The sequence below is a fragment of the Lacticaseibacillus suilingensis genome (assembly GCF_016861845.1).
Classification (GTDB): domain Bacteria; phylum Bacillota; class Bacilli; order Lactobacillales; family Lactobacillaceae; genus Lacticaseibacillus; species Lacticaseibacillus suilingensis.
The window spans coordinates 56,882-81,637 of sequence record NZ_BOLV01000013.1 but is presented as its reverse complement, the minus strand read 5'-3'; the positions used below and the strand labels follow the sequence as shown (position 1 = coordinate 81,637).

The following is a 24,756-nucleotide window of genomic DNA, read 5'->3' as shown; positions in this document are numbered from 1 at the left end:
CAAGGTCAGAATGGAAGACAAAGAAAAAGAGAAAGCCTAATAGATCAACTTTCTCTTGACTGATGGTAGAAAAAAGCCCGCAGTTGCCTGCGCGCTTCGTCTATCGAGCCAGGAGAAATTCGATTTGGCCTTGCAGCTCGGTCAGCTGGTCAGTGGCCAGTGTGCGCTGATTGCGCAGCAACAGCTCCGTGAACAGTGGTGAAATCACTAGCGCCGCGATAATGGAAGTCAGCACCGGAATTTGGGTCTCGCTGTAACCCAGCTTTGGCCCCACTGTCGCCAGACCAGCCAAAATTCGTTGTTCGAGGCCGTTGGTGTAGCCATCCAGCCAGTCTGAGCCGGCCTGGGACAACAGCATCCGATTACGCACCGTAATAATGAAAGATTGATAATTATCTTCGCGTGCCAGACTTTGCCAGACGCCATCGATCAGCCTCACCAGTTGCTCGGCTAGGGCCGTTTTGGAGTCAACGTGGGAGAAATCCACAGTAAACTCGCTGGCTCGGCGGGTCAGGCCTTCCTCCACAATGGTATCCAAAATATCTTGCTTCCCATGAGGAAAGTAGTAATAAAGCAACCCATCGCTAGTGCCCGCCGCCTGGTTCAAGGCGCGAGTAGTGGTAGCTTCATAGCCTTGTGCGGCGAATAAATCCCGCGCCACGTCGATCAGATGGGCGCGTTGATGCGCACCTTTTTCCATGAGCAGCCTCCTTAGGCAACGATACCGATGGTTTGCAAAATCAGGTAGATATTCAATACCACTAGCACTACGGTGGCGACCCAGGCACAGATCTTGATCCAAGGTTTGTTGGCAAATTCACCCATCAGCTGCTTGTTGCTGGCAAACAGCACCAGCGGAATCACGGCAAAGGGCAGCGCAATACTGAGGAATACTTGGGAGAAGGTTAGCAGGCCTTCGATTTTAGCTTCATTGCCATGATAGATGATGGCAAAAATCAGCACTGGCGTCACTGACAGCAGCCGTGTAATCAGGCGTTGCACCCACATTGGGGCTTTGATGCGAACGAACCCTTCCATGACGATTTGGCCGGCCAAGGTGCCAGTAATCGTTGAGCTTTGACCGGAAGACAACAAGGCAATGGCGAACAGCATAGACAAAGCCGGGCTGGCAATCGCGCCGACGATGGCAGGATTGTTCAAGGAAGCAAACAAGTCAGCAAAACGGCCCATGCTGGAGTTTTTACCGAAAAACAGCGCCGCGCCTAAAATCAAAAGCAGGGAGTTAACAATGAAGGCAATGAACAGCTGAATGTTGGAGTCGATGGTGGCAAAACGCACCGCCTGCGCGACTTCCCCGCGATTTTTACGGTCGACTTTCCGGGTCTGAGAGATGGAAGAACCTAAGTACAGGTCATGCGGCATCACCGTGGCGCCGACAATCCCCATGGTCAAGTAAAGCATGCCGTGGTTGGTGATAAGGTCACTAGTCGGCAGATACCCGTTGACGATACCGCCGAGGTCTGGCTTAGCTAGGAATACTTCATAACCGAAGACCACCAGAATAACCGCAACCAGGGTTGCCACAATCGCTTCGATCTTGCGAAAACCCATTTTCATCAGCAATAGCAGTAGCAGTACATCCAGCGCCGTAATCAGAATGCCGACAATCAACGGAATGCCGAACAGCAGTTGAATGGCAATGCCCGAGCCAATGATTTCGGCGATATCAGTGGCCATGATGGCCAATTCGGCAATCACCCACAACACAAATCCGCCCACTTTGCTGGTGTGTTCGCGGGTCAGCTGCGCCAAGTCTTTACCGGTTACAATGCCAAGTTTAGCGGCCATGGCTTGGAGCATCATGGCAATCAAACTTGAAATCAGAACCACGGCTAAGAGCCGATACTTGTACTGAGCGCCACCGGCAATCGAGGTAATCCAATTACCGGGATCCATGTAGCCCACGGCAATCAAGACGCCAGGGCCAGTGAAGGCCTTGAGTGTCCGCCAGAAGCCGGCGTTTTTTGGCACTTCGATGGTGCCATTTACTTCGTCTAAACTTTTACTTACCGCCTGATCGGCTTCGACCGCCTGGCTGTGATTGAGATTTTCGAGCATGGTGAGGACCTCTTTCCTTTGCGATGGAATTCGGTGAGTCTTGTCAAAACTGAGCAAACTCTCAAATTCATTTTCCTCGACTTATATTACGCCCTCTTTTCAGAAAATCAATCACTTTTGAGCAAATGGTCAAAAATATTTTAGCGGAGCCTAATCTTATCCGTTAACTCACTGCTGGCGCCATCTACCGGTTGTTTTGGGTAATTCATTCAGGTGGTGGTTTAGGGAGGTTAAACATTTTTTCGGTCACTGCCCGGTTATCCCCTGGCTACATCATTTCACCTAACCTAAAAAATTATTTGTTCATTATTTAACTATTATCCGTTCGTAAGCGCTTTCTTTTGTGCTATACTGTGTGTGAACATTTTAACAAAGTCTGAAGGAGGAACCACCAATGGACAACCAGACCCAACTCGTTACTGCCATGCAAACCCTCGCTGAGGCCCTCGAACATCGCGCCCCAGCGGCTGCAACAACCAAACTCATCAGCGAAACCGCAACCAGCCTCGCCCAATGCAACGGGGTGGCTTTTACCGGCACCTTCCAGCAATTTCTCAATCAAGTGCCGGTCACGAAATTCTCGGATGGTTTATCCTTCACCCCTGAAGAACACCGGCTTTGGCAACAAGTGGAAGCTCACAAGCAGCTCGGCAATAATCTCTGGGCGGCACGCGTTTAGCGCAGAAAAAATCAGGCATGACCACAGCGGTCATGCCTGATTTTTATTTAGGGGCCACCATGCTGAGTTGAATCCGTTCGCGCTGCAGATCAACCGATTCGATCCACACCTCGACAACATCCCCCACTGCCACCACAGTTTTCGGATCCCGGACAAAATGGCTCGCCATTTTGGACACATGCACCAGCCCATCGTGCTTGACGCCGATATCGACAAAGGCACCAAAGTCCACCACGTTGCGAACCGTTCCTTGCAGCTGCATCCCCGGCTTCAAATCTTCTATCGTGAGCACATCCTGCCGCAACAGCGGCGCGGCTAGGCTGTCCCGCAAATCTCGGCCAGGATGCTGCAGGCTAGTAATGATATCTTGAATCGTTTCCGCGCCCACGCCGGCGGCCAAAAATGGCGCGCGGTCGACTTGGCGTACTTGCGCCACCTCATCCTTCCCCACTGCTTTGGGCGTCAGGCCAGCAGCTTTCAGTAATTGCTTAGCCACCGGATAACTTTCCGGATGGATATCGGTATTGTCCAACGGCTGTTTACCACCGATGATTCGCAGGAACCCCACGGCCTGCTCATAGGCTTTCGGGCCAAGGCGCGGCACCTTCTTGAGTTCCGTCCGACTTTCATAGCGGCCGTGTTCATCGCGGTAAGCAACGATGTTTTGAGCGATGGTTTGTGATAATCCCGAAATCCGCGCCAACAGCTGATAGCTGGCGGTATTGAGATTAACCCCTACGCGGTTAACGGCCCGCTCGACCACCGCATCGACCTCATTGGCCAACGCCTTGGCCGGCAAATCATGTTGGTACTGACCGACGCCAACTGATGCGGGATCGATTTTGACCAACTCGGCTAAGGGGTCCTGCAGGCGGCGGGCAATGCTAATCGCGCTGCGCTGTTCAACATGCAGGTCGGGAAATTCATCCCGGGCCGCCTGGCTCGCCGAGTACACCGACGCCCCGGCTTCATTGACGATCACATAATAAATCGGCCATGCCACCTGTTTGATCGTTTCTGCGACAAAAGCCTCTGACTCGCGGCTAGCGGTGCCATTCCCAATCGCAATCATGGTCACATGGTACTGTTCGAGCAGCGCCACAAACTCACCAGCAGCAGCCGCCCGCTTAGCTTCCGGCGCAGGCTTGTGAGGATAAATCACCGCTTTCGCAAGGAATTTACCATTTTCATCCACAACGGCGAGCTTACAGCCGGTGCGGTACGCCGGATCAAAGCCCAGCACCACTTTGCCGCGAATTGGGGCTTGCATCAACAGGTTGTAGAGATTTTGGCCAAACACCTTGATGGACTGTTCTTCAGCGGCCGCTGTCAGCGCCCCGCGGGCTTCGCGCTCAATGGCCGGGCCGATGAAGCGCTTGTACGCATCTAGGTAGGCAGATTCAATGGCAGCGGTGGCTTCAGTGGCAGGCTGTTCGCCAAGTAATTTGAAGTGCAAATAGTGCATGATAGCTTCTGTATCCACTTGCACTTTCACCGTCAAGATTTTCTCTTTTTCGCCGCGGTTAAGCGCTAAGGTGCGAGTCGCGGTCATTTTGGTGATGCTTTCGCTGAAGTCGTAGTACTGCTGGTAAACGCCTTTCTCATCGAGCGCGGCAGCTTTGGGTTTCAGCGCCGCCGTGATGTCACCGGTGCGCGTGGTGTAGCCGCGGATCCAGCTGCGCAAATCAGCGCGGTCACTGAAGGTTTCCGCCAAGATTTCATGCACGCCAGCTAAGGCTTCAGCCGCTGTTGGCACTTCGGCAGTGACGTACTTTTCGGCCGCCGTGGTGATACTGGTGTGCGGAAACTGCAACACCCAATCGGCTAACGGCTGCAGCCCATGGGCTTTGGCGATGGCGGCTTTGGTTTGGCGCTTTTGCTTATACGGCAAATAGAGGTCTTCCACGTCTTGCAGTTTAGTGGCGCCATTGATTTTTTGCGCCAGCGCCGGGGTTATTTGCCCCTGCTCCGTGATGCTTTTGATCACGGCGGCTTTGCGGTCCTGCAACGCCGTGACTTGCTGATAGGCGGTTTCAATGGCCTGAATTTGCACTTCATCGAGGCTACCGGTCATTTCCTTGCGGTACCGGGCAATGAACGGGACCGTGTTGCCGTCCTGCATTAAGGTCAGCACGGTGCTGATTTGATGCGCACTAATATCGGTTAGATTTTGATGCACGAGCTGTAAGGTTTGAGCTTCCAAGCGCTTTCTCCTGCTTTCTTCATTCGATAATAGGTCTATTTTAGTCGAGATGATGCCGCTTGGCCAACTTGTATATATCAATATGGTATTATGTGACGCATTGTTTTTGAAATCGAAAACTTCCTCAGTCGGGTGCTGGATCATACGTGAAAATATTTGTGCTTCTGCTTCCCGCTTATTCTCACAATTGTGGAATAAATAGTTGCCCGTCAGTTGAACCGAGTGCTGTTGACCAACGAATTGGAGAAAGAAATGACAACAAAAATGGCGGCCGCGCAAAGTTGAACTGCAGCGGCTGCCTCTTTGGTTACGCTATCGAGTTTGGACAGTTGATTGCACGAACAGTCAGTACCAATCGCTGTCTATGCCCAATTGAATAGAGATGCTGTTCCATGATTATTACTACCTACTGACCAATTTTATCCACGGAAACTGAAGGAATGGTAATATCACCACCCAATGTGGACTCATACGTTATCAGGCCTTCTGAAAGCCCGTAAATTGTAATCTGATCGTCCTCCAAGACTCGTGAACTAACAGTACTGGTACTCCACTCACACAGTAGCATATTGTCATAATCTCCATTTACCGCTAGTCGAGCCTGTACAGTATCGCCGTCCTCCATTACCTGAGCTACTTCCCCCGAAAATTTAACTTTTTTGCCCACGTACGAATCCGGAGTCCTTGCTAGCTGGCTATACGTAATCCCTGTTTCATATCCTTTACGTTCTTCCTCGGCGGCTTTCGCTTTCGCTGCAGCTTCAGCAGCTGCTTGTGCCTTAGCGGCAGCGGCATCTTCTGCCTCCTTTTTCTTTACCCCGGGCAATGCTTGCTCCAATTCTGTTAAAGTGGTGGCATCAACCAACTCTTTTTGACTGGCAGTCAAAGCATTATACATTGTTCGAGCCGCTTTTAAAGCACCTTCATCCTTAGAAGCCAGTGTATCCACTGTTGGCAGTCCTTCAATGGCACTAGTCACCTTATCGGCAGCGTCCGCGTCAGCTTGTCGTTTCTTCGCGTCAGCCTCAGACAAAGCTTCATAGGGTTTCATCTTTTGATGGTAACTATCGTATTTATCTGAAAGAGCAGAGTAATCTGAGGATGCGACTTGATATTGCTTGAGGTGCTTTTTGTTTTGTTTGGAAAGATGATTATACTTATCCGTTAATTGGGTAAGTTCACTTGCAGTGGTTGAGCTGGAAGCAACTGTCGAAAACTGAACAACAAACACCAATACCGCTAGCACCGTGAATACAATCCTATATTCCTTTGAAAATCGTTTGGTCTTCCAAACTAGGAATATTCCCAATGGCGGGAATACAAGTGTGGCAATTAAAACGCCAATTTCAGACTGAATTCCCTCGACAAACTTTCCCCAATATTTTTTCATTTTTATTCCCCCAATTTATATCTTAAAGTAATTTTATTAAAGCGCTTTATCATTATCAATAGGTGAGGGATAAATAACGAAAATGTTTTTAGTAATTCAAAAATAGGTAAAATACGGCCGATGTAAATTTTCTGGTACCAGTTCTTTATCACGCTTAGATAAGAGCAGCATCTGAAAAGAAGCCAGTGAGCTTTGCGAATGGCGAATTTATTTACAATTTACTGGTTAAAGTCGAGGAACTGCAAAACATTTGAAGAGATGTTAGGGAATAAAATGCACGCTGCGAATCATTCAATAACGACTCAAGTAAATCCAAACGTTTTGTTGCTAATTATCAAGAATCAGGGACCTAGTTTAAGGCGACGTACACACTGCGTAGCCTCGACCTAACTGCCAAATCAAGCTTCATGTCATTACCAACTTCACCGCCCCCACAGTCTAGAATCTGACAACTAAATCCCTAAGATCAGTTTGATTTCTTCAGTACTCAACCCAGCCTTTTGCTCGACGCCGCCAAGGACTTGATCGACGAGGTCACGTTTTTTAGCCTGAAGTTTGACGATTTGCTCCTCAATAGTTCCTTTGGTGATTAGCCGATACACATCCACCGCGTGCTTTTGGCCAATGCGGTGGGCGCGGCCGGTTGCTTGATCCTCAACCGCGGGATTCCACCAGAGGTCAACCAGAATCACCACGCTGGCGCCGGTCAGATTGAGGCCGGTGCCGCCTGCTTTCAGCGAAATCAGAAACAGGGACTTCTCGCCGGCATTGAACGCATCGACCATCTGCAGGCGGTCCTTCGGCTTAGTGTCGCCGGCCAGCCGGAAATAGTCTTGGTGCTGGGCATCTAGGCGTTGCTGAATTTGGGCCAACATCTGAGTGAACTGGGAGAAAACCAGCACCTGTTTGCCGCCATCAAGAGCTTCCTGAATCAAATCATCAAGCTGATCGAGTTTGCCCGAGCCGCCGCGATAATTGTCCAGATACAGCGCGGGGGTATCACAAATTTGTCGCAGCCGGGTTAAACCGGCGAGAATTGCGAGCTTGTTTTTGACCAAGCCGCTGGGCGACAGCCCCTTGACCTTCACTTGCATTTGCTGAAGCTGGGCCAGGTACACAGTCTTTTGAGCCTTAGTCATTTCGTTATGCAAGTTGAACTCACTTTTGGCCGGGAGGTCCTTCAACACCTTGGCTTTTTCGCGCCGCAGGATAAAGGGACTAACGCGCAGGGCGATTTCTGCCGGAGTCAGCCGATTAAAGGCGCGCTTGCTTGGCAGCAGACCAGGCATCACTAAGGCGAAAATGGCCCAGAGCTCTTCCGGTCGGTTTTCAATCGGCGTCCCAGATAGCGCAAAGGTATTCTTGGGCTGCAGCTGCCGCAGCGCCTGGTTGGTCTTAGCACTGCTGTTTTTGACGTTCTGGGCCTCATCCAGCACCAGATACCCTAAATCTAGCGCCGCATAGGTTTCTGCGTCGCGCAAGGCACTGCTATAACTGGTGATCAAAAGATCTGCCCCAGCCGCAATCACAGCCTCCCGCTCGGCCTTGCTGCCGTCCACCACGACGGCTTGCAAGTCTGGGGTGAACTTCTCACACTCGGCGCGCCAGTTATACAGCAACGACGCCGGTGCCACCACCAAATCCGGCTGGCCTGGTTGATGGCGGGCCGCCAAGAACGTCAACAGTTGCAGGGTTTTGCCCAGGCCCATTTCATCAGCCAAAATTCCGCCGAAGCCGTGCGCATCCAGCATTTCTAACCACTGCACCCCTGCCACTTGGTAAGGCCGCAGGTGAGCATTGACCGAGGCCGGCACGTTCACAGGATACTGTTCTGGCTGCCGCAAATCAGCGGCAATCTGGTTGAATTGCGCATCAAAAGTGGCTTGATCACCCAGACTGGCTTGCACCACCAAGGCTTGAGCAGCAGATACCTGCATTTGACCGTCCTTCAAGGTGCTATGTCGCAGTTGGTTTAACGCCTGAGAGAGATGGCGCAGTTGCTCGTCCACCATCACAATGCCGCCATCACCGCGCTCTACGTATGGTTTGGTCCCATCCAGTTGCGCCAGTACCTGATCGATTGCCGCCGGAGCAATGCCATCGAAGCTAAAAGCGACTGTTAACAGGCCGCCGGCTTCGCTGACTGCCACCTGCGGATTCAACTCAGCGCCGGTTTGCTGCAACGCCATCAAGGTCGGATCAACGGTCACCACCCCGTTTTGCTTGAGGTTCGGCAACTCTGCGGTGAAAAAGTGATACAGCGTCTCGCCATCACTAAAGTTCTGATGCCACGCCCCATTGGCCGGCCAAAAACCAAGGCTCCGCAGATAATCTTGAGCCTGGGCTTCTTGGGTCGGATTACGTTCAATGCCACTCGCTGGCGCATTTTCGGCAAGCAGTTGGTCGCCATACGCATACTGCAAGGTCAGATCAAGCTGCTGATCATGCCGCGTCAGGTTGAAGTGCGCCACCATCTGCGGGACCTCGATCGTATCGGCTTGAACCTGACCCACTTGCCCGAAAAAGTGCATGAATTCCTGGAGTGCGGCCATTTCATCAGGCCGAAAATGCAGCAGAGGCCCCTTGCCAGTGTGCTGGTCAATCGCCCAACTCAACTGGTTCAGAAGCTGATCCAGGGTCCCGGTTTGCGCCGGAGTGAGCTGAAAGGCATGATTAGCCGCCATAATCAGACGTTCTGCCGGTATTAGAATACTGAAGGGCTGGTTGACTGCAACCGCAAAACCGGCTCGATCACGGGTAACCTTCAGCTTGAGGGGACTTTGGCTAACCTCGTAAGGCGCAACGCTGAACGACCGGTAAACCTCACCGTCATCAAAAGGTTCAAAGCGAAACGCTGCGAGTTGATTAAACACTGGCGTCAGCGCCGTCACCTGGCCGACATTCAGCATCGCCAGTTTGCGCGGGGCATTCGTTGAATAATACAAATGGTCAGTTTCCACCGGAGCCGTTACGCTTAAGGCATCCAGCACGGCCTGTTCTGGTGCGGCAAAGGCAGCGTGGCTCAAGCTTAACTGCGCCTTACCGCCAGTTTGATAGACAATTTCTTCATTGTAGGCCCGCAAGAAGCCCTGCATATCGCCCACCACATACCACCTGCCGCCAGCTTCCCCGACGCGCAAGGTCACGAAAAACCGCGGCTCGTCCAAATACGCTTCGCGGCGGTACTGGCTGATGAACAAGGTCACTTCGAGTTTCAGCGGTCCAGCCCCAGCGGCGTCCAACCCATGAAAATATTGCACCGGCGGTAGCGCCAAATGTGCCACCAATTGGGCCCCACTGGAGGCGGGGGCCGTTTGGTGCGTTCGCATGGTGATGCTCGTTGGGGCATCCGCCTGCTTCATGGCCAAAATCACAGCCGCAATGTGCTTGCAGAAAGCATGACCGGAGAAATAGGGACAATCGCACCAATCATTGGCCTCATCCGCGGCCACCGTCACACTGTACGGTTCGGTACCATACACCGTCGCCTGCACGAAGCCAGCGCTTTCGTCCACCTGATCGATTTCAACCTGACCCGCCCTCACAATTTTGCGTCCTCGCGTCCACATCACACTAGGCATTCGCCGTTCTAAATTCATTTGTTCACCTCAAGGTCTAACCATTAACAGCAAGTCTACCCTAGTCCCCTTGGCGCAGAAACACCAGGCGATCAGGGCTGGACAAGATCGGCGCATACCGATAATGCGGGTCGTCAAACTGCTGCAATGCTTCAACTGTCTGCACCTGATGCTCGGCGGCAAAGCGCACCATCGCCCCGCGCGCCTGCTTGGCCAGCGTCGCTCGCGTCTTGACCTGACCAGCCACCAGATGCCCAAAGACAATATCAATCAACTGATCTTCAGGTTGCAGATACGGGGTAATGGCTTTGGCATATTCTTGCGAGGCCAGATTAATCACGGGGCCTTGCCAGTTCAAGGCCTGATACAAGCGCTGGCCCCAGAACTGATAAAGGTTTTGCGTCTCCCCAACGGCGAACCGACTGCCCATTTCCAAGCGGTACGGCACTATCGCATCAAACGGCCGCAACACCCCGTAAAACCCTGAAAGAATGCGCAAGTTCGCCGCCAAGTAATCGAGGCCCGGGGCCGTCAGCAGATCCGGCGCCATGCTTTGATACTGCAAACCGACATAGCTCATCACCGCGGGTGTCACTTGCTGGCGCAAATCCAGCTGCTGGAGCCAGGCATAGTTGGCTTGTGCCAGCCGGTCACTACACTGCCAAAGCGTCTTGGCTTCTGTATATGAAAGCTGGCGCATGGCAGCCAGTAGCTGCTTCGTTTGCGGGAGAAACTGCGGCCAGGCCGTCGGGGCGAAGTCATCTGGGGCAACTTGCATTTTTTTGGCAGGTGAAATGATAAATTGCATGAAAAATATCCTTTCTGCAGGGCAAGGAGGCGCGTGTATCGCTCCCCCACTGTGGTACACTGAAAGCGCATTCCTAAACTAGTCTTAAAGGAGCTTACTATGAATAATTACTTAGCCGCCAGCGAGCGGTATGACACCATGCAGTACCGCCGCGTGGGCAACAGTGGTTTGAAGTTATCCGCTTTGTCGCTGGGTCTCTGGCACAATTTTGGTAGCGTCGATCCCTTGGCCAATCAGCGCCAGCTTTTGCGCCATGCCTTTGACCTGGGCATCACCTGTTTTGATTTGGCCAATAATTACGGCCCGGAGCCAGGCAGCGCCGAAACCAACTTCGGCCGCCTGTATCAGGCCGATTTCAAACCTTACCGCGATGAGCTGATCATCACTTCCAAGGCCGGCTATACCATGTGGCCTGGCCCGTATGGGGATTGGGGTTCACGCAAATATATCATCGCCAGCTGCGACCAAAGCTTGCGCCGCACCCAGCTCGATTACTTCGATATTTTCTATTCCCACCGCTTCGATCCCGAAACGCCGCTAGAAGAAACGGCGCTGGCGCTGGATCAACTGGTCAAAAGTGGCAAGGCGCTGTACATTGGCCTCTCCAACTACGGCCCTGAAGCCACCGCCACCATGACAACCATCTTCAAGGACCTAAAGACGCCATACATCATCAATCAGGATCGCTACAACATGTTCAGCCAAGAAAAAGCCAAGGCCCTGTTCCCGACTTTGGCCGAAACCCACAAAGGCGCGGTGGTCTTTAGCCCCTTGGCGCAAGGCATGCTGACAGGCCGCTACCTCAATGGCATCCCTGCCGACTCGCGCGCGGCGCGTAAGGACAGTCCTTTCCTTAACGTCGAAAAAGTTGAAGCCCAGCTCGCTCAGATCAAGGCCCTCAACGCCATCGCCGAAAAGCGCGGTCAGACCCTTGCTGAAATGGCGCTGGCTTGGGATCTGCGCCAACCCGTTGTGGCGTCGGTCATTATTGGCGCGAGTCGCGTCAGTCAACTAGATGACAACGTGAAGGCACTGGACCACCTGACCTTCACCGCCGAAGAAGAAGCCGCCATTGATCAAGTTTTAGCCTAAGTTTTAAACCGTCGCCTTCGCGGCGGTTTTTTATTCTCCTAGGCGGAGTCCGCGAAAATCGGTAAAATGAAGATTAAGGACCATACTCTCTAGATTGAAACAGGTGAAGCCATGAAGCTCATTTTAGCTATTTTACTCCTCCTCTACGCAGGTGCAACGCTGACCGCCGTATTCATTAACGACCGGCAAGCATTAGCCAAGCACGCCTTGATGATTGGTAGCGCCGTGAGTCTGTTGCTGGGACTTTGGTGGCCGATTTTTGTGCCGCTGGGCATCCTCGGGCTTTTGGTTGCGGCCGTGATGAATGGGCTGCGTCTATACGGCGAAATTCATTTTTCCCATCTGGCGGTGCGGCTAGGCTACTCGTTGGTGGTGATGCTCCTGTGGTGGAATGTCTGGGGTTAACTGGAATCAAAAGACGCGGCTGGGCCGCGTCTTTTGATTCAAACTCTTAGTTCATTCTTTGCTTCAACGCCGTGATAAAGGCTGCGGCATCACCAGTGAAAGTGTAATCCGATTGAGCAAAAATCGGCGCCTGGGCATCGCGATTAACCGATACCACCAGCTTGGCTTGCGTCATCCCGACGATGAACTGCGTCGCGCCGGACACCCCGAGGTTCAGGAGAAAATCAGGGGCAATGGTGGTGCCACTTTGGCCAATTTGCTGCTCCACCGTGAAGTCAGGCAGGTCTGTTAGCGGCCGCGACACTCCAACGCTGGCGCCGAGCCGGCTGGCAATTTCCCGGGCGCTGGCGATATCAGCTGGCGTGGCCGCCCCACGGCCCAACGCCAGCACTTTGTTGGCGCTGGCAATGCCAGTGGCGTGCGACACCCGCACTGTTTCATCAACCACTCGCCCCTGGGGACCAGTGGTCTGGGCCACCTCAACTGGCGTGATTGCTGGCGTGGTCCCAGCTACTTTTTCGGCGGCAAACGTGTTCGGCCGCACCGATGCCATTTGCGGGCGCCGGTCGGGGCAAGTAATTTCACACATCACATTGTCGCCATAAGAAGGCTTCACTTGTACTAATAAATCCTCTTCATAGAAAAAGTCCAAGCAGTCGGCGGTCAAACCCGTTTGCAGCGCTGCCTGCACCCGCGGCGCAATCGAGCGGCCCAGTGGCGTGGCGCCAAACAGCACCGCGTTAGGCTGATACTCTTTGGCCAGCGTGGTTAAAGCGGCTGCCATCACCTCATCACTGGCCTGAGCATAAGCGGCATTTTGACCCAACAAGATTTCATCGGGGCCATACTCACTGATGGCCTGCTCAAACTGCTGGTCCGGAGCTTCCAGCAAGACTACCACCACTTTTTTGCCCTGCGCAATGGCTTTGGCCTTCGTGATCAGCTGAAAAGTGACGGGATTAATCCGGGCGGGTTCACGCTCGGCGACAATCCAAATTGCTTCTGTCATGTTCTTGCCTCCTTAAATCAGGCCATGCTGCTGCATGATCACCAGCAACTGATCCACGGCTGCCGCTGGTTCACTGGCTAGTGGTTGCTGCGCGCGAGTTTTGGCTTCAGGCGCGTATACCTTGCGCACCACAGTTGGCGAGCCTGTTTGGCCGAGCTTTGCGGGATCCAAAGCCAAATCCGTGTCCCGCCAAATCGTCACCTGCTTTTCAAAACTCTGCTGAATGTGCAGTGGGGTTTCGTAGCGCGGCGTATTGGCCTCTGCCCGCACCGTGACCACCGCTGGCAAGGTCAGCTCAACGGTTTGGGTTAGACTATCCAGATCCCGCACCACAGTCAGTTGGTTGCCATTAGCGGTCAGCTGGGTGGCATAGGTCGCCTGGGGCTGGTTCAAGTTAACGGCCATAATTGGGCCAACTTGCCCGGTGTCGGCATCCACCGCCTGCCGGCCGAGCAGCGTCAAGTCGACATTGCCAATTTGGCGTACCGCCTGCGCCAACACATAACCGGTCGACAAGGTGTCAGCCCCAGCGAAGGCGCGGCTGCTCAACAGATAGGCGCTATCTGCCCCCATCGCCAAGCCATCGCGCAAAATTTCAGCAGTGGAATCCGGGCCCATGCTCAGCAGCGCCACTTCACCACCCACGGCATCACGCAAACGTAGCGCGGCCTCAATGGCGTTTTTGTCGAAGGGGTTGATCCTCCCACTCATACCACCTCGCATCAGGTTATGGGTGACAGGATCGAATTTGACATTATTGCTTTCTGGCACTTGCTTGATACAAACTACTATTTTCATCAGCGCGCCTCCCTACTTGGCCAGCTCTTCCGCCGCGATTGCAGCGCGCATCTTTTCGACGGTGCCTTCAGCGATTTCCAGCGCCCGGGCATCGGCAATCAAATGCGCCAGCGGGTAGTCCCGACTGTAGCCATAACCGCCGAAGACCTGCAACGCGTCATCACACGCGGCGACCGCCGTGCGGGAACCATAAGCCTTGGCCATGGTGGCTTCTTCGCTGTACGGCTGACCCGCCGCGTGCCGTGCCGCCGCATTTTGATACAACAAGCGCGTGGTTTCGCGGCCCATGGCAATGTCCGCCAGCTTGCGTTGAATGCTGCCGAGCTCGCCGATGGGGGTACTGCCTGCTTTGCGTTCTTTGGCATAGCTGGTGGCTAAGCCCAAAGCATGATCCATGATGCCAGTGAGCACGGCTCCCATCAAAATGCAGGCATCGTCATGGGCTGAATCGCCAATTTCGCCGCCTTGGCCAACCTGGCCCAGCAGATAATCGTCGCTGACCCGCACGTCGTTCATGAAGATTTCGCCTACCGGGGTTCCGCGCAAGCCGATGAAGTTTTCGCGCTTCCCAAAGGCAAAGCCTGGCATATCTTGGTCCACGACGAACACTGACAGTTCTTGCGGGCCCGTTTTGGCCAGCACGCAGTAAACTTCAGCTAGGCCGCCGTTGGTAATCATAATCTTGTTGCCATTGAGGACCCAGTCGCTGCCTTGCCGCACGGCGGTGGTGCGAATGCTCATGGGGTTGGAGCCACCGGTCGGTTCGGTCATGCCGAAGCCAAAAATCCGCTGGCCGGCCGTCGGAAAATACTTGGCCTGAAGCGCTGGCGTGCCATACTTCAGCATTTGATAAACCGTTTTGTAGTGGCCTTCGAGCGTCGCTGCCATGCTGGCATTGCCTTCTGCCACGCGGCGCACGACTTCAGCAGTCACTTCCGGGCCAAAACCGGCCCCACCGAACTCATTGGGTAACATCAAGCTCAAAAAACCGGTCGCCACGACTTGCTCGAACAAACCGTCGGGATAGCGGCCGGCATGATCGATTTGCAAGTCCAACGGCGCGATTTCGTTGGCGGTAAATTCACTTGTCATCCGCAGCAGCATTTGCTCTTGCGGGGTCCATTGTTTTGCCATCGCTGACTTCACCTTCTCTTATTTGATAAAGCGCTTACAAGAACAATTGTACACCTCTGCACATGGCTTGCCTATCCTGTTACATTTATTTTTTCAAAACTGTATTAATATTCTCGGTCAATTCGGCTGTTTAACCTGGTAATTGTCGCCATTCTTCGCGGAGAATGCCATATTTCACCGAATCGTAATATTGTCCCTGCCAAAAGCGCACCTGCCGAATACGGCCTCCTTCTTTCATCCCCACTGCTGCCCCGAGCCGCATCATCCGCTCATTACCCGACCAAGTGGTGAAGCCCAGATGCGGTAAGGTCGTGGTGGCAAAGAGATGGGTCAGCCATAACCGCAGCGCCTGGCGGCCAATGTGCTGACCCCATCGTCCTTCTTGGTAGATGACCAGTCCTACTTCAAGCCACCGCTTCAAATCGCCATCTTCATAGTATGCAGAAACGGCCCCTACCAGCTCGCCATCGCTGACGATCACTTGCCGCAGCGGATGGTCCACCCACCGCCTCGCCGCTAAAAATTCCGCTAAGGTCGGCGCGACATCATGAAAATAAGGTCCGTTCCATTTAGTCCACTCCGCGTCTGGGTCACTGTATGCCAGTTGCCACAGTGTCGTTTGTTCGTTTGCCCGCAACGGGCGAATTGATACGGTCATGTCATCCCCTCCTTGCGTTCAGTGTACCGGAAAGCACTACAAAAACAATGGCGCTGCCAAGAAGGCAACGCCATTGCGCTTGAAACCTGAATTGAGAAATGCTGTTGTCGCCTAATGTTCACGCCGGCGCAGGCCTAAGCCACTGAGGCCTGCCAGCAACGCCCCCAAGCCCACTAAAGCAGGATTGATGGTTTCACCGGTTTTTGGTAAGACGCGCTTGCCATGGCGCTGATCCTTAACATGAGAGCTTACTGCTTGCTTGCCAGGTTGATTCTTATCCGTCACAATTGAAGGCCCGCCCTTGTCCGTGTCTGGTTGCGGCTTCGGCTCCGGGGTTGGGTCGACGCTAGGTTGGCCATCGCCGCCAGGGGTTGGGGTCGCTTTAACTTCAAGTTTAGACAGCCCCAGTTCGGCCAAAGCCCCAGCCTTGGCTGCCGGCGCCAAGGTCAGGCGAATGCCCGCAACTTCATCAAAGTCAATGGCCAGGCGGGTGATCAACTGCTTGCCATCGGTCGTGCCAACGGTATGCCAGGTGTCGCCAACTTTAACCGCAACCGTGCCAGGCACTTGCCCGACCACCACGACTGAATGCATGCCAGTCAGTGGCGTGGTGAAGCTCTGCTCAATCACACCACCTTGCGTCGGGTCAGCCAGTTGCGGCGTGAAAGTCGTTTCAGTCGTGCCGTCAAAGACATTTTGGACGGCTTGGCCGGTCGCACTTTCGACATTGTCCAGGGCCAGGCCGGTGCCACTGTAGGCAGCAAATTCACGAATCTGAAGCCAGCCATCGGTCGGTTCATCAGCGACCACAAACAGATACTGCGCATCGACAGGGCGGCTCAGGTCTAACTGATACAAGCCCGTCGCGGTGACATGACCAATCGCCACTTTGTCACTGCCATCTGCTTTCGTGCCAGCATAGACGATGGCCGAGTTAAATAGGTCACCAGATGTTGCGGCGTCTGAGGTGCCTTGTTGCAAAATCACGCGCTGAACCGCCTCGACTTGCCCCAGATCTAAGGTTAAGGTGTCGCCTTTCGCCACATTGCGGGAACTCCAGAACTTGGTGCTCGTGTCACCATCAGTCATGTTCGCCGCACCGTTACCTTCATACTGCGAAATATTGGTGCTGGCTGTGCCAGGTAATTGGGTAGCCTCACTCTTAATCGGCGTGAGCTGTAGCCACTGGTCAAGCGCCTGGTACGCGGCACTCAAGGCCACCTTGAATTGGCCATCGCCCACAGTTGGCGTAATGACTGGGTCCGGCTTGCCAGTGCGGCTGTTCGGTACCGCCTTAGCCTGAGCCGCCGTGATTTCAGCGGCCATGGTTTGATAGCTGGCGCCAATCTTCGCCTCAGAAGCATCGGTTTTTTGCGTTTCATCCATGATAGTAATGCCGGCCAACGTCGCTTTCGCCCAATGGGAAGCGGCATTGATCCATGGCAAAGCATCATTATAGAAGCCTGACACCGCAATGGTTTTCAGGGTCGTTGGCGCGTTCACGATCAGGTCAAGATGTTGCTTCAAGGCTGCCAGCGCTTTTTGATAAGCCGGCGTCCCGAACTTAGTGTTCTGATAGTCCGCCAATAACCCCGCCAGGATTGGGGCCTGCACCCGCTGGTCGGCTGGCGCATAGTTCCAATCCTGGTTCAAATCAACGAAGGCTTGCAGCGCGGCGAGCTTCGTGAGATCAGCACCGGCGATTTCCTTCAGCACATTATTCAAGGACTGCTGCGGGTCATACTGGCCAGCATTCCACATGTAATCGGCAAAGCTGCCAATGCCAATCCATGAGGCATAAGGTTCAATCATCGGGTTAGCGGTAAAGCCGTCAGTCACCTGATACAAATCGTCTGCCCGGCCACTCACGGGATTCAGATACAACCGGTCCTGGTTCGAGTCGTTGACAGGGAAATTGTCCCAAATGAACATATGGTCAGTGTTATAAGTTTCTTTCGCCTTGGTGATTGAGTCGGCACTCAGGGTCCCAGAAAAGACGCCTTCGCCGGTCCACTGCATGCGAATGTTCGAATCCAGTGATTGACCTTGCGCTTCCTTGAACGGATCGCGCGCCGAGCCATTGTAGTTCGTTGGCACTAGCCACAAGTCAGGCAGCTGGTTGGCCTGGATATAGTCACGCTCTACCCGGTTCAGGTAATATGACTGCGCATCGGCTAACGTCGACCACTGATTATAGGCATAATTTGGCGTGGCATGGGCCGGGAACTTGGCCTGATCAGCAGGGGTCACACTAAGCGGAATATCATCCAGCGCAATGTAGAACTGGGTCACCCCGATGCTGCGCAGCTGGTTGAACTTGGCCACCGTGGCATCATAATCAGCCTGACTGGAATAGGTAATGTCGTTGCCTGGCGACAAGGTATAAACAAAGCTGACGTGGTTGCGGTTGGCTTCATCCACTAATGACTTGATGGTCGCCAGGGCATCATTGGGATACAAGTCGCGCCAGTTCTTCCGCAGATAGTTATCGTCTTTTGGTGAGTAAATGTAGGTGTTCATGCGGTGCTCACCCATGAAGGCAAACAACTCTTTGCGGGCCTGATCAGACCATGGTTGGCCATAAAAGCCTTCGATGACCCCACGAATGCTCATTTGCGGTGATTCATACACATCAACGTGGCTCAGATCCGCTTTAGCCTGGGCCCGGTTAATCAGATCATTCAAGGCGTAAAAGAGCCCAGTGGCATCGGTCCCTTGCACCGCCAGCACTGTTTGCTTGTCGACAGTACCGGCTTTGAGCAGGTAACCATTGGCATTCAGCGTCGTGACTGCCGCGCCGTGGAGATCAGCGACGGCCTTCGTGGTGGTGGCGTCGGTGGCTAAGCCATAATGAATCTGATCAAAACTGACCCCGGCTTTGGTCAAAGCCGCAGTCGCTTGATCCGCCAAAGCCTTGGTGGCGGCGTCAACCGTCGCATCAGTGGTCACTGTGGCAGTGGTCTTGGCCGCTGGAGCGGCTGGCGCTGGGGCCACCGCCTGTTTGGTGGCAGCTACAGGCGCCGTGGCCACTTTCGCCGTTGGTTCGGTAGCGGCCGGCTGCTCGGCCTGCGCTTGGGCGGCGGTTGCTGGCACTGGTGTCTCTGCCGGTGTGGCTGCGGTTGTCTTTGTTTCAGTCGCTGCCGGTGCGGTCTCGGCCTCACTGGCAGGCGCGGCTTCAGTGTCAACCTTGGCACCAGCTGCCGCCTTGTCATCTGGGGCGACAGCTGTGGTCGCCGGGTCCGTTGCCGCCTGCACGGTTTGGTTGCTGATGCCCCCACCAGCACTGACCAAGCCCCAAACCGCAATCCCGGCAACGACCCAGGACTTGCCAGATTTATACATCTTAAAGTGTTTTTTCTCCATCTCTATCTCCTCCAATGTTGAAACCCATACCGGGTCTATCAGATGGTCGGCGCGCATGTCGCACCACAAGGAATATAACACCGATTTTGCGATGAATGTAAGCGCTTTGCTCATTTCTTCATTTGATTATCACGGTTCTTTAATCGCAAATCAGGCGAGTCGCTTTGCTTTCTTTTCCTGACCTGGGTTTATACAATGCAGGTGTTCTAGCAAAATTTTAATCTGGAGGCGATTATGATGACCAGTTATCCCCGCCGCGACCCGGCGACAGACGCCCTGTTGACCCCTGAAAATGCCGCTTTATTGGTGATTGATTATCAACCGACCCAAGTAGCTTCAATTCAATCGATGCCTCATCCGCAGTTAATTCGCAACGTCAAGATGACCATCCAACTGGCGCAGCTGTATCACGTGCCGATTATTCTCAGTACCGTTAACGTCAAATCCGGGCGCAATCAGGACACGCTGAAGGTATTGCGGGACTTGATGCCGGCCCAGCCAAGTTACGATCGCACCAGTATCAACGCCTGGGAGGATCAAGCCTTCCATGAAGCCGTGGCGAGAACAGACCACAAAAAACTCGTGATGTGTGCGCTTTGGACCGAGGCGTGTTTAACTTTCCCGGCCCTGGACGCCCTGCGCGAAGGTTACCAGGTTTATCCCGTGGTGGATGCGGTTGGTGGCACGTCACCTTTGGCCCACGAAACCGCCCTGCGCCGCGTTGAACAAGCTGGCGCCAACTTAATCACCAACGCCCAGCTCGCCTGCGAATGGCAGCGGGATTGGAACCGGACCGAATATGTCCCGGGTTTTGTTGACTTGCTGGCCGCCAACGATGACTTCTTTATCAACGCCTAATACGTGTTCTATTGAGCAAATACAATGAGCGCTTGACTTTCTTTTCGGTTGCCTTAAACTAGCAGAATATTATGCCGAAAGGATCGATTGAATGCGCCCCATTATTGCTTTTACTGCTGACACGTTAACTGAACCGATGACCGCTGTGAATGACCAATTCGCCGATATGGCCCCGCGCCCGTTGAAAAACGCGGTGCTGGCGGCTGGTGGGGCGCCGCTGATTCTGCCCTTTCCTGATGATACCCACCTGGCGGCGGAAATGGCTGCGGCTTACGTCGCTACCTTCGACGCGTTGCTCCTACCAGGCGGGCCTGATGTCGATCCCACTTTTTACGGCGAAGAACCCCGGCCAGAAATCGGTCGCACTGTGTACCCGAAAGACTGCTTCGAGCTGGCGCTGATTAAAGCGACCTTGGCGGCGCATAAGCCAATCATGGCCATCTGCCGCGGGATGCAAATTCTCAATGTGGCCATGGGTGGCACCTTGTATCAGGATCTGCCGAGTCAAGACCCGCATGCCAGTCTGCGCCACGCCCAAGCCGCGGCTGGCCAGTACCCCACGCATCATGTGATCATGAAGGCTGATAGTAGTCTGGTGGGCATGATTGGCCAGCGCGCTTATGTCAACTCACGTCATCATGAAGCCGTGAAGGACGTGGCGTCTGGTCTCAAAGTGGCCGCCACTGCCCCAGATGGTGTGATCGAAGCCTTGGAAGACCCTGCGCACGCCCAGATTTTGGCGGTGCAGTGGCATCCAGAAAACCTGTGGGAAGCTGATCGGGCGCAGCTCGCGCCTTTCAAGCAATTGATTGAACGCGCGCAAGCAGGCCACGTCGCGGCAACGACCGCCGTTTCCGCGTAAGGCAAGCAGCAGCCACTTGTGGTATGCTGTGGCCAGAAAGAAGGCTTAACCATGCACGAAATTCCTGAAACCGTGGCCCAGGCCGAATCCCTAGTCCAAAAAGCGCAGGCGAATGGCCAGCCGACCACCTTGGACGCCGTAATTGCTGGCGGGCTGCAAAACTGGATTCAAGAGCTGCTTGATGAAGGCAGCGAAGGTGGCTATCTCACCGCGAAGCTCTCCGCAACCGGCTTGATCATCACCGATATCACCGGTCAGACCCTTTATCAGGCGAAGACTCCCACCACCACTGAGTTAGTTCCGGCATTCAAAGCGGACGCACACCACACGCTGCTGGCGGTTCAAACTACCATCCGCGCGTTATACGCCCGCGGCAAGCTATAAAAAAGCGGTGATTGCCCAGAGCAATCACTGCTTTTTTGATGCATTCGCTTTGAGCAGGGCTTGAAAGTAAGGCGCCAGCCGCACCACCCGCGTCTGAATATCCGCCCATAACTCTTCCGGGTCGGCAAACAGCGGATCGCCGCGCAGATAGGTTTTGCCGACCAGAAACTCCGCTTTGGTTTGCGTTTGATACCGGCGCGCTAGCAAGTCGAAGTTGTTCAAATCCAGCGGCAACACCGCCTTTTTAGTGTGATCAGCCGCCAGTTCACTATCGGTCGGCAACCGGCTCGCCAAGGTGCGGAGCGTATCAAACGGCACCTTCGCCCCGGCGCGTTTGGCTTCTTGCAGCACGGCCACCCACACGAACAGCCGGTCATCCCACAACCCCACTTCCAAATGTGGGGTCATTTTGTAGCCGCGGGTACTGGGCGCCAGTGCCAACCAGGTATTCGGCGGCGGATTCTTATGCCGGCGCAGGTGCTTGGCCACATGCAGGGTCAACGCCGTCAAACCGGCATCAGCCAGCGTGGTTTGCAGCGAAGCCCCGACTTGTTCAAACTTCGGGTCCAATTGACTGCGAATCAGCGCCAGCCGGCCAGTTAAGGTTGGCACATCAAATACCGTAAAGTCTTGATCCGTAAACATCGCTTTCGCCTCCCTATGCTATAATCATGGGTAAACCCGGTTGCAACCGCAACCAAGGAGGACCTGACATGGCTGACGATGATCTTCAGCAACATCTTAATAATAGCATTTACGGACCGCCACAGACCAACCCAGATGAGCGCCGTCAGTATTTAGGCTCGCTGCGGGAGCGCGTCTTTTTGCGGGTCCGCAATCAGGACATCGAACTGCCCCGCGCCTTGACCGCCATGCAGAACGCCCTGACGGCACATCAAGGCAGTGATTACAAGCTCCTGATTAACGGTAAAATGGGGCCCGACCTCACGGCGCCTTACATGACCGCAGCCAGTAAAGCCAACATCCAATTCACCATGGTCAATGACGGCACCGCCAACCTGCGTCCTGAAGGTAGCGGCGTGTTGCTGGTGGCGCGCCAGGCCATCAATCAGCCAAACATTGACCTGCCTGCGCCTGAAACCCCGGCGCCGAAACCGGAGAAAAAAGGGTGGTTCCACTTTTTCAGTTAACGCCGTAGCGCTACCTTCCAGGGGCGCTTTTTCTATGGCCTTCACGCCGACGCCATTGGGCAAGGCGCGCCGACACTGGTACACTGAACTTGAAAGGAGCGATTGCCGTGCAACAGCCACTCGCCTACCGCATGCGGCCGCAAAACCTAGATGAAATCGTTGGCCAAGCCCATTTGGTCGGCGAAGGTCAAATCATTCGCCGGATGGTACTGGCGAAGCGCCTGAGTTCCATGATTCTCTATGGCCCGCCTGGCACTGGGAAAACCAGTATTGCCAGCGCCATCGCCGGTAGTACCAAGTATGCCTTTCGCATGCTCAATGCCGCCACTGACACCAAAAAAGACCTCCAAATTGTCGCTGAAGAAGCTAAAATGAGTGGCACCGTGATTTTGCTACTCGATGAAATCCATCGGTTGGACAAAACCAAGCAGGATTTTCTCCTGCCCACGCTGGAGTCTGGTCGCATTATTTTGATTGGGGCCACCACAGAAAACCCCTACCTCAGTATTCAACCCGCGATTCGCAGTCGCACCCAGATTTTTCAGGTGCACCCGTTAACGCCAGAAGACATTGGCGTCGCTGTCGATCGCGCCTTGGCGGACAAAAAGCGCGGCTTAGGCGACTACCCTGTTGAGCTGACCACAGAGGCCCGCGATTATCTCACCTCAGCGACCAATGGGGATTTGCGCAGTGCGTTGAACGCCTTAGAGCTGGCGACCCTATCGACGCCAGCAACTGACGGCAAGATCCAACTCACCGCCGCCGTGATGCACCAGTCGCTCCAGCAGCGCGCCTTGAACGGTGATGCCGATGGCGACGCTCACTATGACCTGATTTCAGCCTTTCAAAAATCAATTCGCGGCTCAGATGTTGATGCTGCGCTGCATTATTTGGCCCGCCTGATTGTGATCGGCGATTTGCCCAGCATTTTACGGCGCCTGCTGGTGATTGCCTATGAAGATGTCGGTTTGGCCAATCCGCAAACCGCCAATCGCACCCTAACGGCGATTCAAGCCGCCGAGCGGCTGGGCCTGCCCGAAGGCCGGATTCCGTTGGCCAATGCCGTCATTGACTTATGCCTGGCGCCGAAAAGTAACACCGCGATTAGCGCCATTGATGCCGCCATCGCCGATGTCGAAGCCGGCAAGGCCGGGCCAATTCCGGCTGACCTCAAAGATGCGCACTATTCCGGAGCCAAAGCGCTGGGCCACGGCGTCGGCTACAAGTTGCCCCACAATTACCCGGGCGGCTGGGTCAAGCAAACCTACATGCCGCAAAACCTGGCCCATACCCATTACTACGAGCCAAAAACCACCGGCAAATACGAGCAAGCCCTCGCTCAGCAGCTGGCCAAACTTCGCAAGCTCCAGCAAGGCTAGCGCAAGCGCTGCCAATGGCGATCAGCCGCGGTTTGTGCGCACCAGCCAAGACGCAAAATCTTGCAAGTTTACGCTAAAGGTGCTAAAGTAAAACCATGGAAGTTACCTAAGGTGTACGCGCTTCCCACCAATTAGTTGACCGAACAGTCTCGATACCTTGGGACCAGAAGTGGCGGTTGCCGTGTGATTCTTTCACTGAATCGCTAACGTGATCGTCGTCCGGGCCCACTTGCTTAATTGCGGGTTTCAACAATTCGGGAAGAGAACGGCACCACTTAGTCTTTCACAAAAGTCTCCGGACTTTGGCCGACAACAAATGTCGGTCTTTTTTTATGCCTACAGCCCAGACTCGACTTCATGTGCCGCGGTTTGCTGCCAATACTTCAGATACTGACGGTCCTGGTTGCCATCGCGGTTCAATAGGTACAAGCGAAAATGGACCGGAAAATCTTTCGGCTGCCATTGTTCCAGATAGGTATACTGATAAGTCATCCCCAGCCGCTGCATCACCGCCCCGCTTTTGGGATTGTTAACGTCATGTGTCGCGGTCAAAAAAGGATAGTCACTGACCGGCAGTGCCACAATCAGTGCCGCGGCGGCTTCGATCATATAGCCATGACCCCAACTTGAACGCCGCAGTCCGTAGCCCAGATCATGGGCTTCACTGGCTTCAGCATGCACATAACCAATCACCTGGCCGGTAGCCCGCAGACAAATGGCCAGTGCCTCACCGTCCGGCTGATCAAGGTACTGCTCGTGAAGTAGCTTCAGCCCCTCGGCCTGGTTTTGCGGCATGAACCAGGGCAAAAAGCGGTTCACCTCGGGATCTTGTTGAATGGCCATGAACGCCGGTAAATCCGCTGCCGTAAAAGGGCGTAGCGTCAGGCACTTTGTTTGAATCATCATGTTCTCGCTTCCTTATCATC

At 54.2% G+C, this 24,756-nt stretch carries 21 protein-coding genes; 8 read left to right on the top strand and 13 right to left on the bottom strand.

Annotation, left to right across the window (positions count from 1 at the left end):
• Window positions 1-100 precede the first annotated feature (100 nt).
• Both JUF11_RS09070 and JUF11_RS09065 read right to left on the bottom strand, forming a co-directional pair.
• Window positions 101-700 (bottom strand): TetR/AcrR family transcriptional regulator, encoded by a 600-nt coding sequence (locus JUF11_RS09070; protein WP_204119318.1) that lies wholly within the window; start codon window positions 698-700, stop codon window positions 101-103.
• An 11-nt stretch (window positions 701-711) separates the two neighbouring features.
• Entirely contained in the window at window positions 712-2,079 is a 1,368-nt protein-coding gene (locus JUF11_RS09065; RefSeq protein WP_204119317.1) for an Nramp family divalent metal transporter, read from the bottom strand.
• Window positions 2,080-2,473: 394 nt separating this feature from the next.
• On the opposite strand from JUF11_RS09065, the gene JUF11_RS09060 reads away from it, so the two are divergent.
• Window positions 2,474-2,758 (top strand): hypothetical protein, encoded by a 285-nt coding sequence (locus JUF11_RS09060; RefSeq protein ID WP_204119316.1) that lies wholly within the window; start codon window positions 2,474-2,476, stop codon window positions 2,756-2,758.
• Window positions 2,759-2,801: 43 nt separating this feature from the next.
• On the opposite strand, the gene JUF11_RS09055 is transcribed toward JUF11_RS09060, so the two are convergent.
• The 4 genes from JUF11_RS09055 to yaaA all read right to left on the bottom strand — a co-directional run bounded on the left by JUF11_RS09055 (window position 2,802) and on the right by yaaA (window position 10,737).
• A complete protein-coding gene (locus JUF11_RS09055) occupies window positions 2,802-4,961 on the bottom strand; it encodes a Tex family protein (RefSeq protein WP_236000504.1) in 2,160 nt (719 codons plus the stop codon).
• A 406-nt stretch (window positions 4,962-5,367) separates the two neighbouring features.
• Complete coding sequence (locus tag JUF11_RS13360; protein WP_204119314.1) at window positions 5,368-6,351, bottom strand: hypothetical protein; 984 nt, start codon at window positions 6,349-6,351, stop codon at window positions 5,368-5,370.
• Between the two features lie 452 nt (window positions 6,352-6,803).
• The gene (locus JUF11_RS09045) at window positions 6,804-9,950 is read right to left on the bottom strand and encodes a DEAD/DEAH box helicase (protein WP_236000502.1); all 3,147 of its coding nucleotides are present in this window, start codon (window positions 9,948-9,950) and stop codon (window positions 6,804-6,806) included.
• Between the two features lie 40 nt (window positions 9,951-9,990).
• A complete protein-coding gene (gene yaaA / locus JUF11_RS09040; protein WP_204119313.1) occupies window positions 9,991-10,737 on the bottom strand; it encodes a peroxide stress protein YaaA in 747 nt (248 codons plus the stop codon).
• 99 nt (window positions 10,738-10,836) lie between these two features.
• Between yaaA and JUF11_RS09035 the strand changes: the two genes are divergently transcribed.
• Window positions 10,837-11,829: an aldo/keto reductase gene (locus tag JUF11_RS09035; RefSeq protein ID WP_204119312.1), complete on the top strand. Its 993-nt coding sequence runs from the start codon at window positions 10,837-10,839 to the stop codon at window positions 11,827-11,829.
• Between the two features lie 111 nt (window positions 11,830-11,940).
• The gene (locus tag JUF11_RS09030; protein ID WP_204119311.1) at window positions 11,941-12,234 is read left to right on the top strand and encodes a hypothetical protein; all 294 of its coding nucleotides are present in this window, start codon (window positions 11,941-11,943) and stop codon (window positions 12,232-12,234) included.
• A gap of 46 nt (window positions 12,235-12,280) precedes the next feature.
• On the opposite strand, the gene JUF11_RS09025 is transcribed toward JUF11_RS09030, so the two are convergent.
• The 5 genes from JUF11_RS09025 to JUF11_RS09005 form a co-directional block, all read right to left on the bottom strand.
• Window positions 12,281-13,243, bottom strand: a complete 963-nt coding sequence (locus tag JUF11_RS09025; RefSeq protein WP_204119310.1) for an electron transfer flavoprotein subunit alpha/FixB family protein — start codon at window positions 13,241-13,243, stop codon at window positions 12,281-12,283.
• A gap of 12 nt (window positions 13,244-13,255) precedes the next feature.
• Window positions 13,256-14,041 (bottom strand): electron transfer flavoprotein subunit beta/FixA family protein, encoded by a 786-nt coding sequence (locus JUF11_RS09020; RefSeq protein ID WP_204119309.1) that lies wholly within the window; start codon window positions 14,039-14,041, stop codon window positions 13,256-13,258.
• A gap of 12 nt (window positions 14,042-14,053) precedes the next feature.
• Window positions 14,054-15,175, bottom strand: a complete 1,122-nt coding sequence (locus JUF11_RS09015) for an acyl-CoA dehydrogenase family protein (protein ID WP_204119308.1) — start codon at window positions 15,173-15,175, stop codon at window positions 14,054-14,056.
• A 130-nt stretch (window positions 15,176-15,305) separates the two neighbouring features.
• The gene (locus JUF11_RS09010; protein WP_204119307.1) at window positions 15,306-15,833 is read right to left on the bottom strand and encodes a GNAT family N-acetyltransferase; all 528 of its coding nucleotides are present in this window, start codon (window positions 15,831-15,833) and stop codon (window positions 15,306-15,308) included.
• 111 nt (window positions 15,834-15,944) lie between these two features.
• Window positions 15,945-19,196, bottom strand: coding sequence for a beta-N-acetylglucosaminidase domain-containing protein (locus JUF11_RS09005; protein WP_204119306.1), 3,252 nt, complete (start codon window positions 19,194-19,196; stop codon window positions 15,945-15,947).
• Between the two features lie 237 nt (window positions 19,197-19,433).
• On the opposite strand from JUF11_RS09005, the gene JUF11_RS09000 reads away from it, so the two are divergent.
• The 3 genes from JUF11_RS09000 (at window position 19,434) to JUF11_RS08990 (ending at window position 21,300) form a co-directional block, all read left to right on the top strand.
• Complete coding sequence (locus tag JUF11_RS09000) at window positions 19,434-20,054, top strand: hydrolase (RefSeq protein WP_204119305.1); 621 nt, start codon at window positions 19,434-19,436, stop codon at window positions 20,052-20,054.
• Window positions 20,055-20,145: 91 nt separating this feature from the next.
• Window positions 20,146-20,916 (top strand): gamma-glutamyl-gamma-aminobutyrate hydrolase family protein, encoded by a 771-nt coding sequence (locus JUF11_RS08995; protein WP_204119304.1) that lies wholly within the window; start codon window positions 20,146-20,148, stop codon window positions 20,914-20,916.
• Window positions 20,917-20,967: 51 nt separating this feature from the next.
• Window positions 20,968-21,300 (top strand): hypothetical protein, encoded by a 333-nt coding sequence (locus JUF11_RS08990; protein ID WP_204119303.1) that lies wholly within the window; start codon window positions 20,968-20,970, stop codon window positions 21,298-21,300.
• A gap of 24 nt (window positions 21,301-21,324) precedes the next feature.
• On the opposite strand, the gene JUF11_RS08985 is transcribed toward JUF11_RS08990, so the two are convergent.
• Window positions 21,325-21,945, bottom strand: a complete 621-nt coding sequence (locus JUF11_RS08985) for a DUF1054 family protein (RefSeq protein WP_204119302.1) — start codon at window positions 21,943-21,945, stop codon at window positions 21,325-21,327.
• Window positions 21,946-22,013: 68 nt separating this feature from the next.
• On the opposite strand from JUF11_RS08985, the gene JUF11_RS08980 reads away from it, so the two are divergent.
• Both JUF11_RS08980 and JUF11_RS08975 read left to right on the top strand, forming a co-directional pair.
• A complete protein-coding gene (locus tag JUF11_RS08980) occupies window positions 22,014-22,451 on the top strand; it encodes a YueI family protein (RefSeq protein WP_204119301.1) in 438 nt (145 codons plus the stop codon).
• A gap of 107 nt (window positions 22,452-22,558) precedes the next feature.
• Window positions 22,559-23,830 (top strand): replication-associated recombination protein A, encoded by a 1,272-nt coding sequence (locus JUF11_RS08975; protein WP_204119300.1) that lies wholly within the window; start codon window positions 22,559-22,561, stop codon window positions 23,828-23,830.
• 336 nt (window positions 23,831-24,166) lie between these two features.
• On the opposite strand, the gene JUF11_RS08970 is transcribed toward JUF11_RS08975, so the two are convergent.
• A complete protein-coding gene (locus JUF11_RS08970; protein ID WP_204119299.1) occupies window positions 24,167-24,736 on the bottom strand; it encodes a GNAT family N-acetyltransferase in 570 nt (189 codons plus the stop codon).
• Window positions 24,737-24,756 lie beyond the last annotated feature (20 nt).

Coding starts and splice junctions, on each gene's coding strand:
- JUF11_RS09070 (WP_204119318.1), bottom strand. CDS start 700: ATGGAAAAAGGTGCGCATCAACGCGCCCATCTGATCGACGTGGCGCGG.
- JUF11_RS09065 (WP_204119317.1), bottom strand. CDS start 2,079: ATGCTCGAAAATCTCAATCACAGCCAGGCGGTCGAAGCCGATCAGGCG.
- JUF11_RS09060 (WP_204119316.1), top strand. CDS start 2,474: ATGGACAACCAGACCCAACTCGTTACTGCCATGCAAACCCTCGCTGAG.
- JUF11_RS13360 (WP_204119314.1), bottom strand. CDS start 6,351: ATGAAAAAATATTGGGGAAAGTTTGTCGAGGGAATTCAGTCTGAAATT.
- JUF11_RS09045 (WP_236000502.1), bottom strand. CDS start 9,950: ATGAATTTAGAACGGCGAATGCCTAGTGTGATGTGGACGCGAGGACGC.
- yaaA (WP_204119313.1), bottom strand. CDS start 10,737: ATGCAATTTATCATTTCACCTGCCAAAAAAATGCAAGTTGCCCCAGAT.
- JUF11_RS09035 (WP_204119312.1), top strand. CDS start 10,837: ATGAATAATTACTTAGCCGCCAGCGAGCGGTATGACACCATGCAGTAC.
- JUF11_RS09030 (WP_204119311.1), top strand. CDS start 11,941: ATGAAGCTCATTTTAGCTATTTTACTCCTCCTCTACGCAGGTGCAACG.
- JUF11_RS09025 (WP_204119310.1), bottom strand. CDS start 13,243: ATGACAGAAGCAATTTGGATTGTCGCCGAGCGTGAACCCGCCCGGATT.
- JUF11_RS09020 (WP_204119309.1), bottom strand. CDS start 14,041: ATGAAAATAGTAGTTTGTATCAAGCAAGTGCCAGAAAGCAATAATGTC.
- JUF11_RS09015 (WP_204119308.1), bottom strand. CDS start 15,175: ATGGCAAAACAATGGACCCCGCAAGAGCAAATGCTGCTGCGGATGACA.
- JUF11_RS09010 (WP_204119307.1), bottom strand. CDS start 15,833: ATGACCGTATCAATTCGCCCGTTGCGGGCAAACGAACAAACGACACTG.
- JUF11_RS09005 (WP_204119306.1), bottom strand. CDS start 19,196: ATGGAGAAAAAACACTTTAAGATGTATAAATCTGGCAAGTCCTGGGTC.
- JUF11_RS09000 (WP_204119305.1), top strand. CDS start 19,434: ATGACCAGTTATCCCCGCCGCGACCCGGCGACAGACGCCCTGTTGACC.
- JUF11_RS08995 (WP_204119304.1), top strand. CDS start 20,146: ATGCGCCCCATTATTGCTTTTACTGCTGACACGTTAACTGAACCGATG.
- JUF11_RS08990 (WP_204119303.1), top strand. CDS start 20,968: ATGCACGAAATTCCTGAAACCGTGGCCCAGGCCGAATCCCTAGTCCAA.
- JUF11_RS08985 (WP_204119302.1), bottom strand. CDS start 21,945: ATGTTTACGGATCAAGACTTTACGGTATTTGATGTGCCAACCTTAACT.
- JUF11_RS08980 (WP_204119301.1), top strand. CDS start 22,014: ATGGCTGACGATGATCTTCAGCAACATCTTAATAATAGCATTTACGGA.
- JUF11_RS08970 (WP_204119299.1), bottom strand. CDS start 24,736: ATGATGATTCAAACAAAGTGCCTGACGCTACGCCCTTTTACGGCAGCG.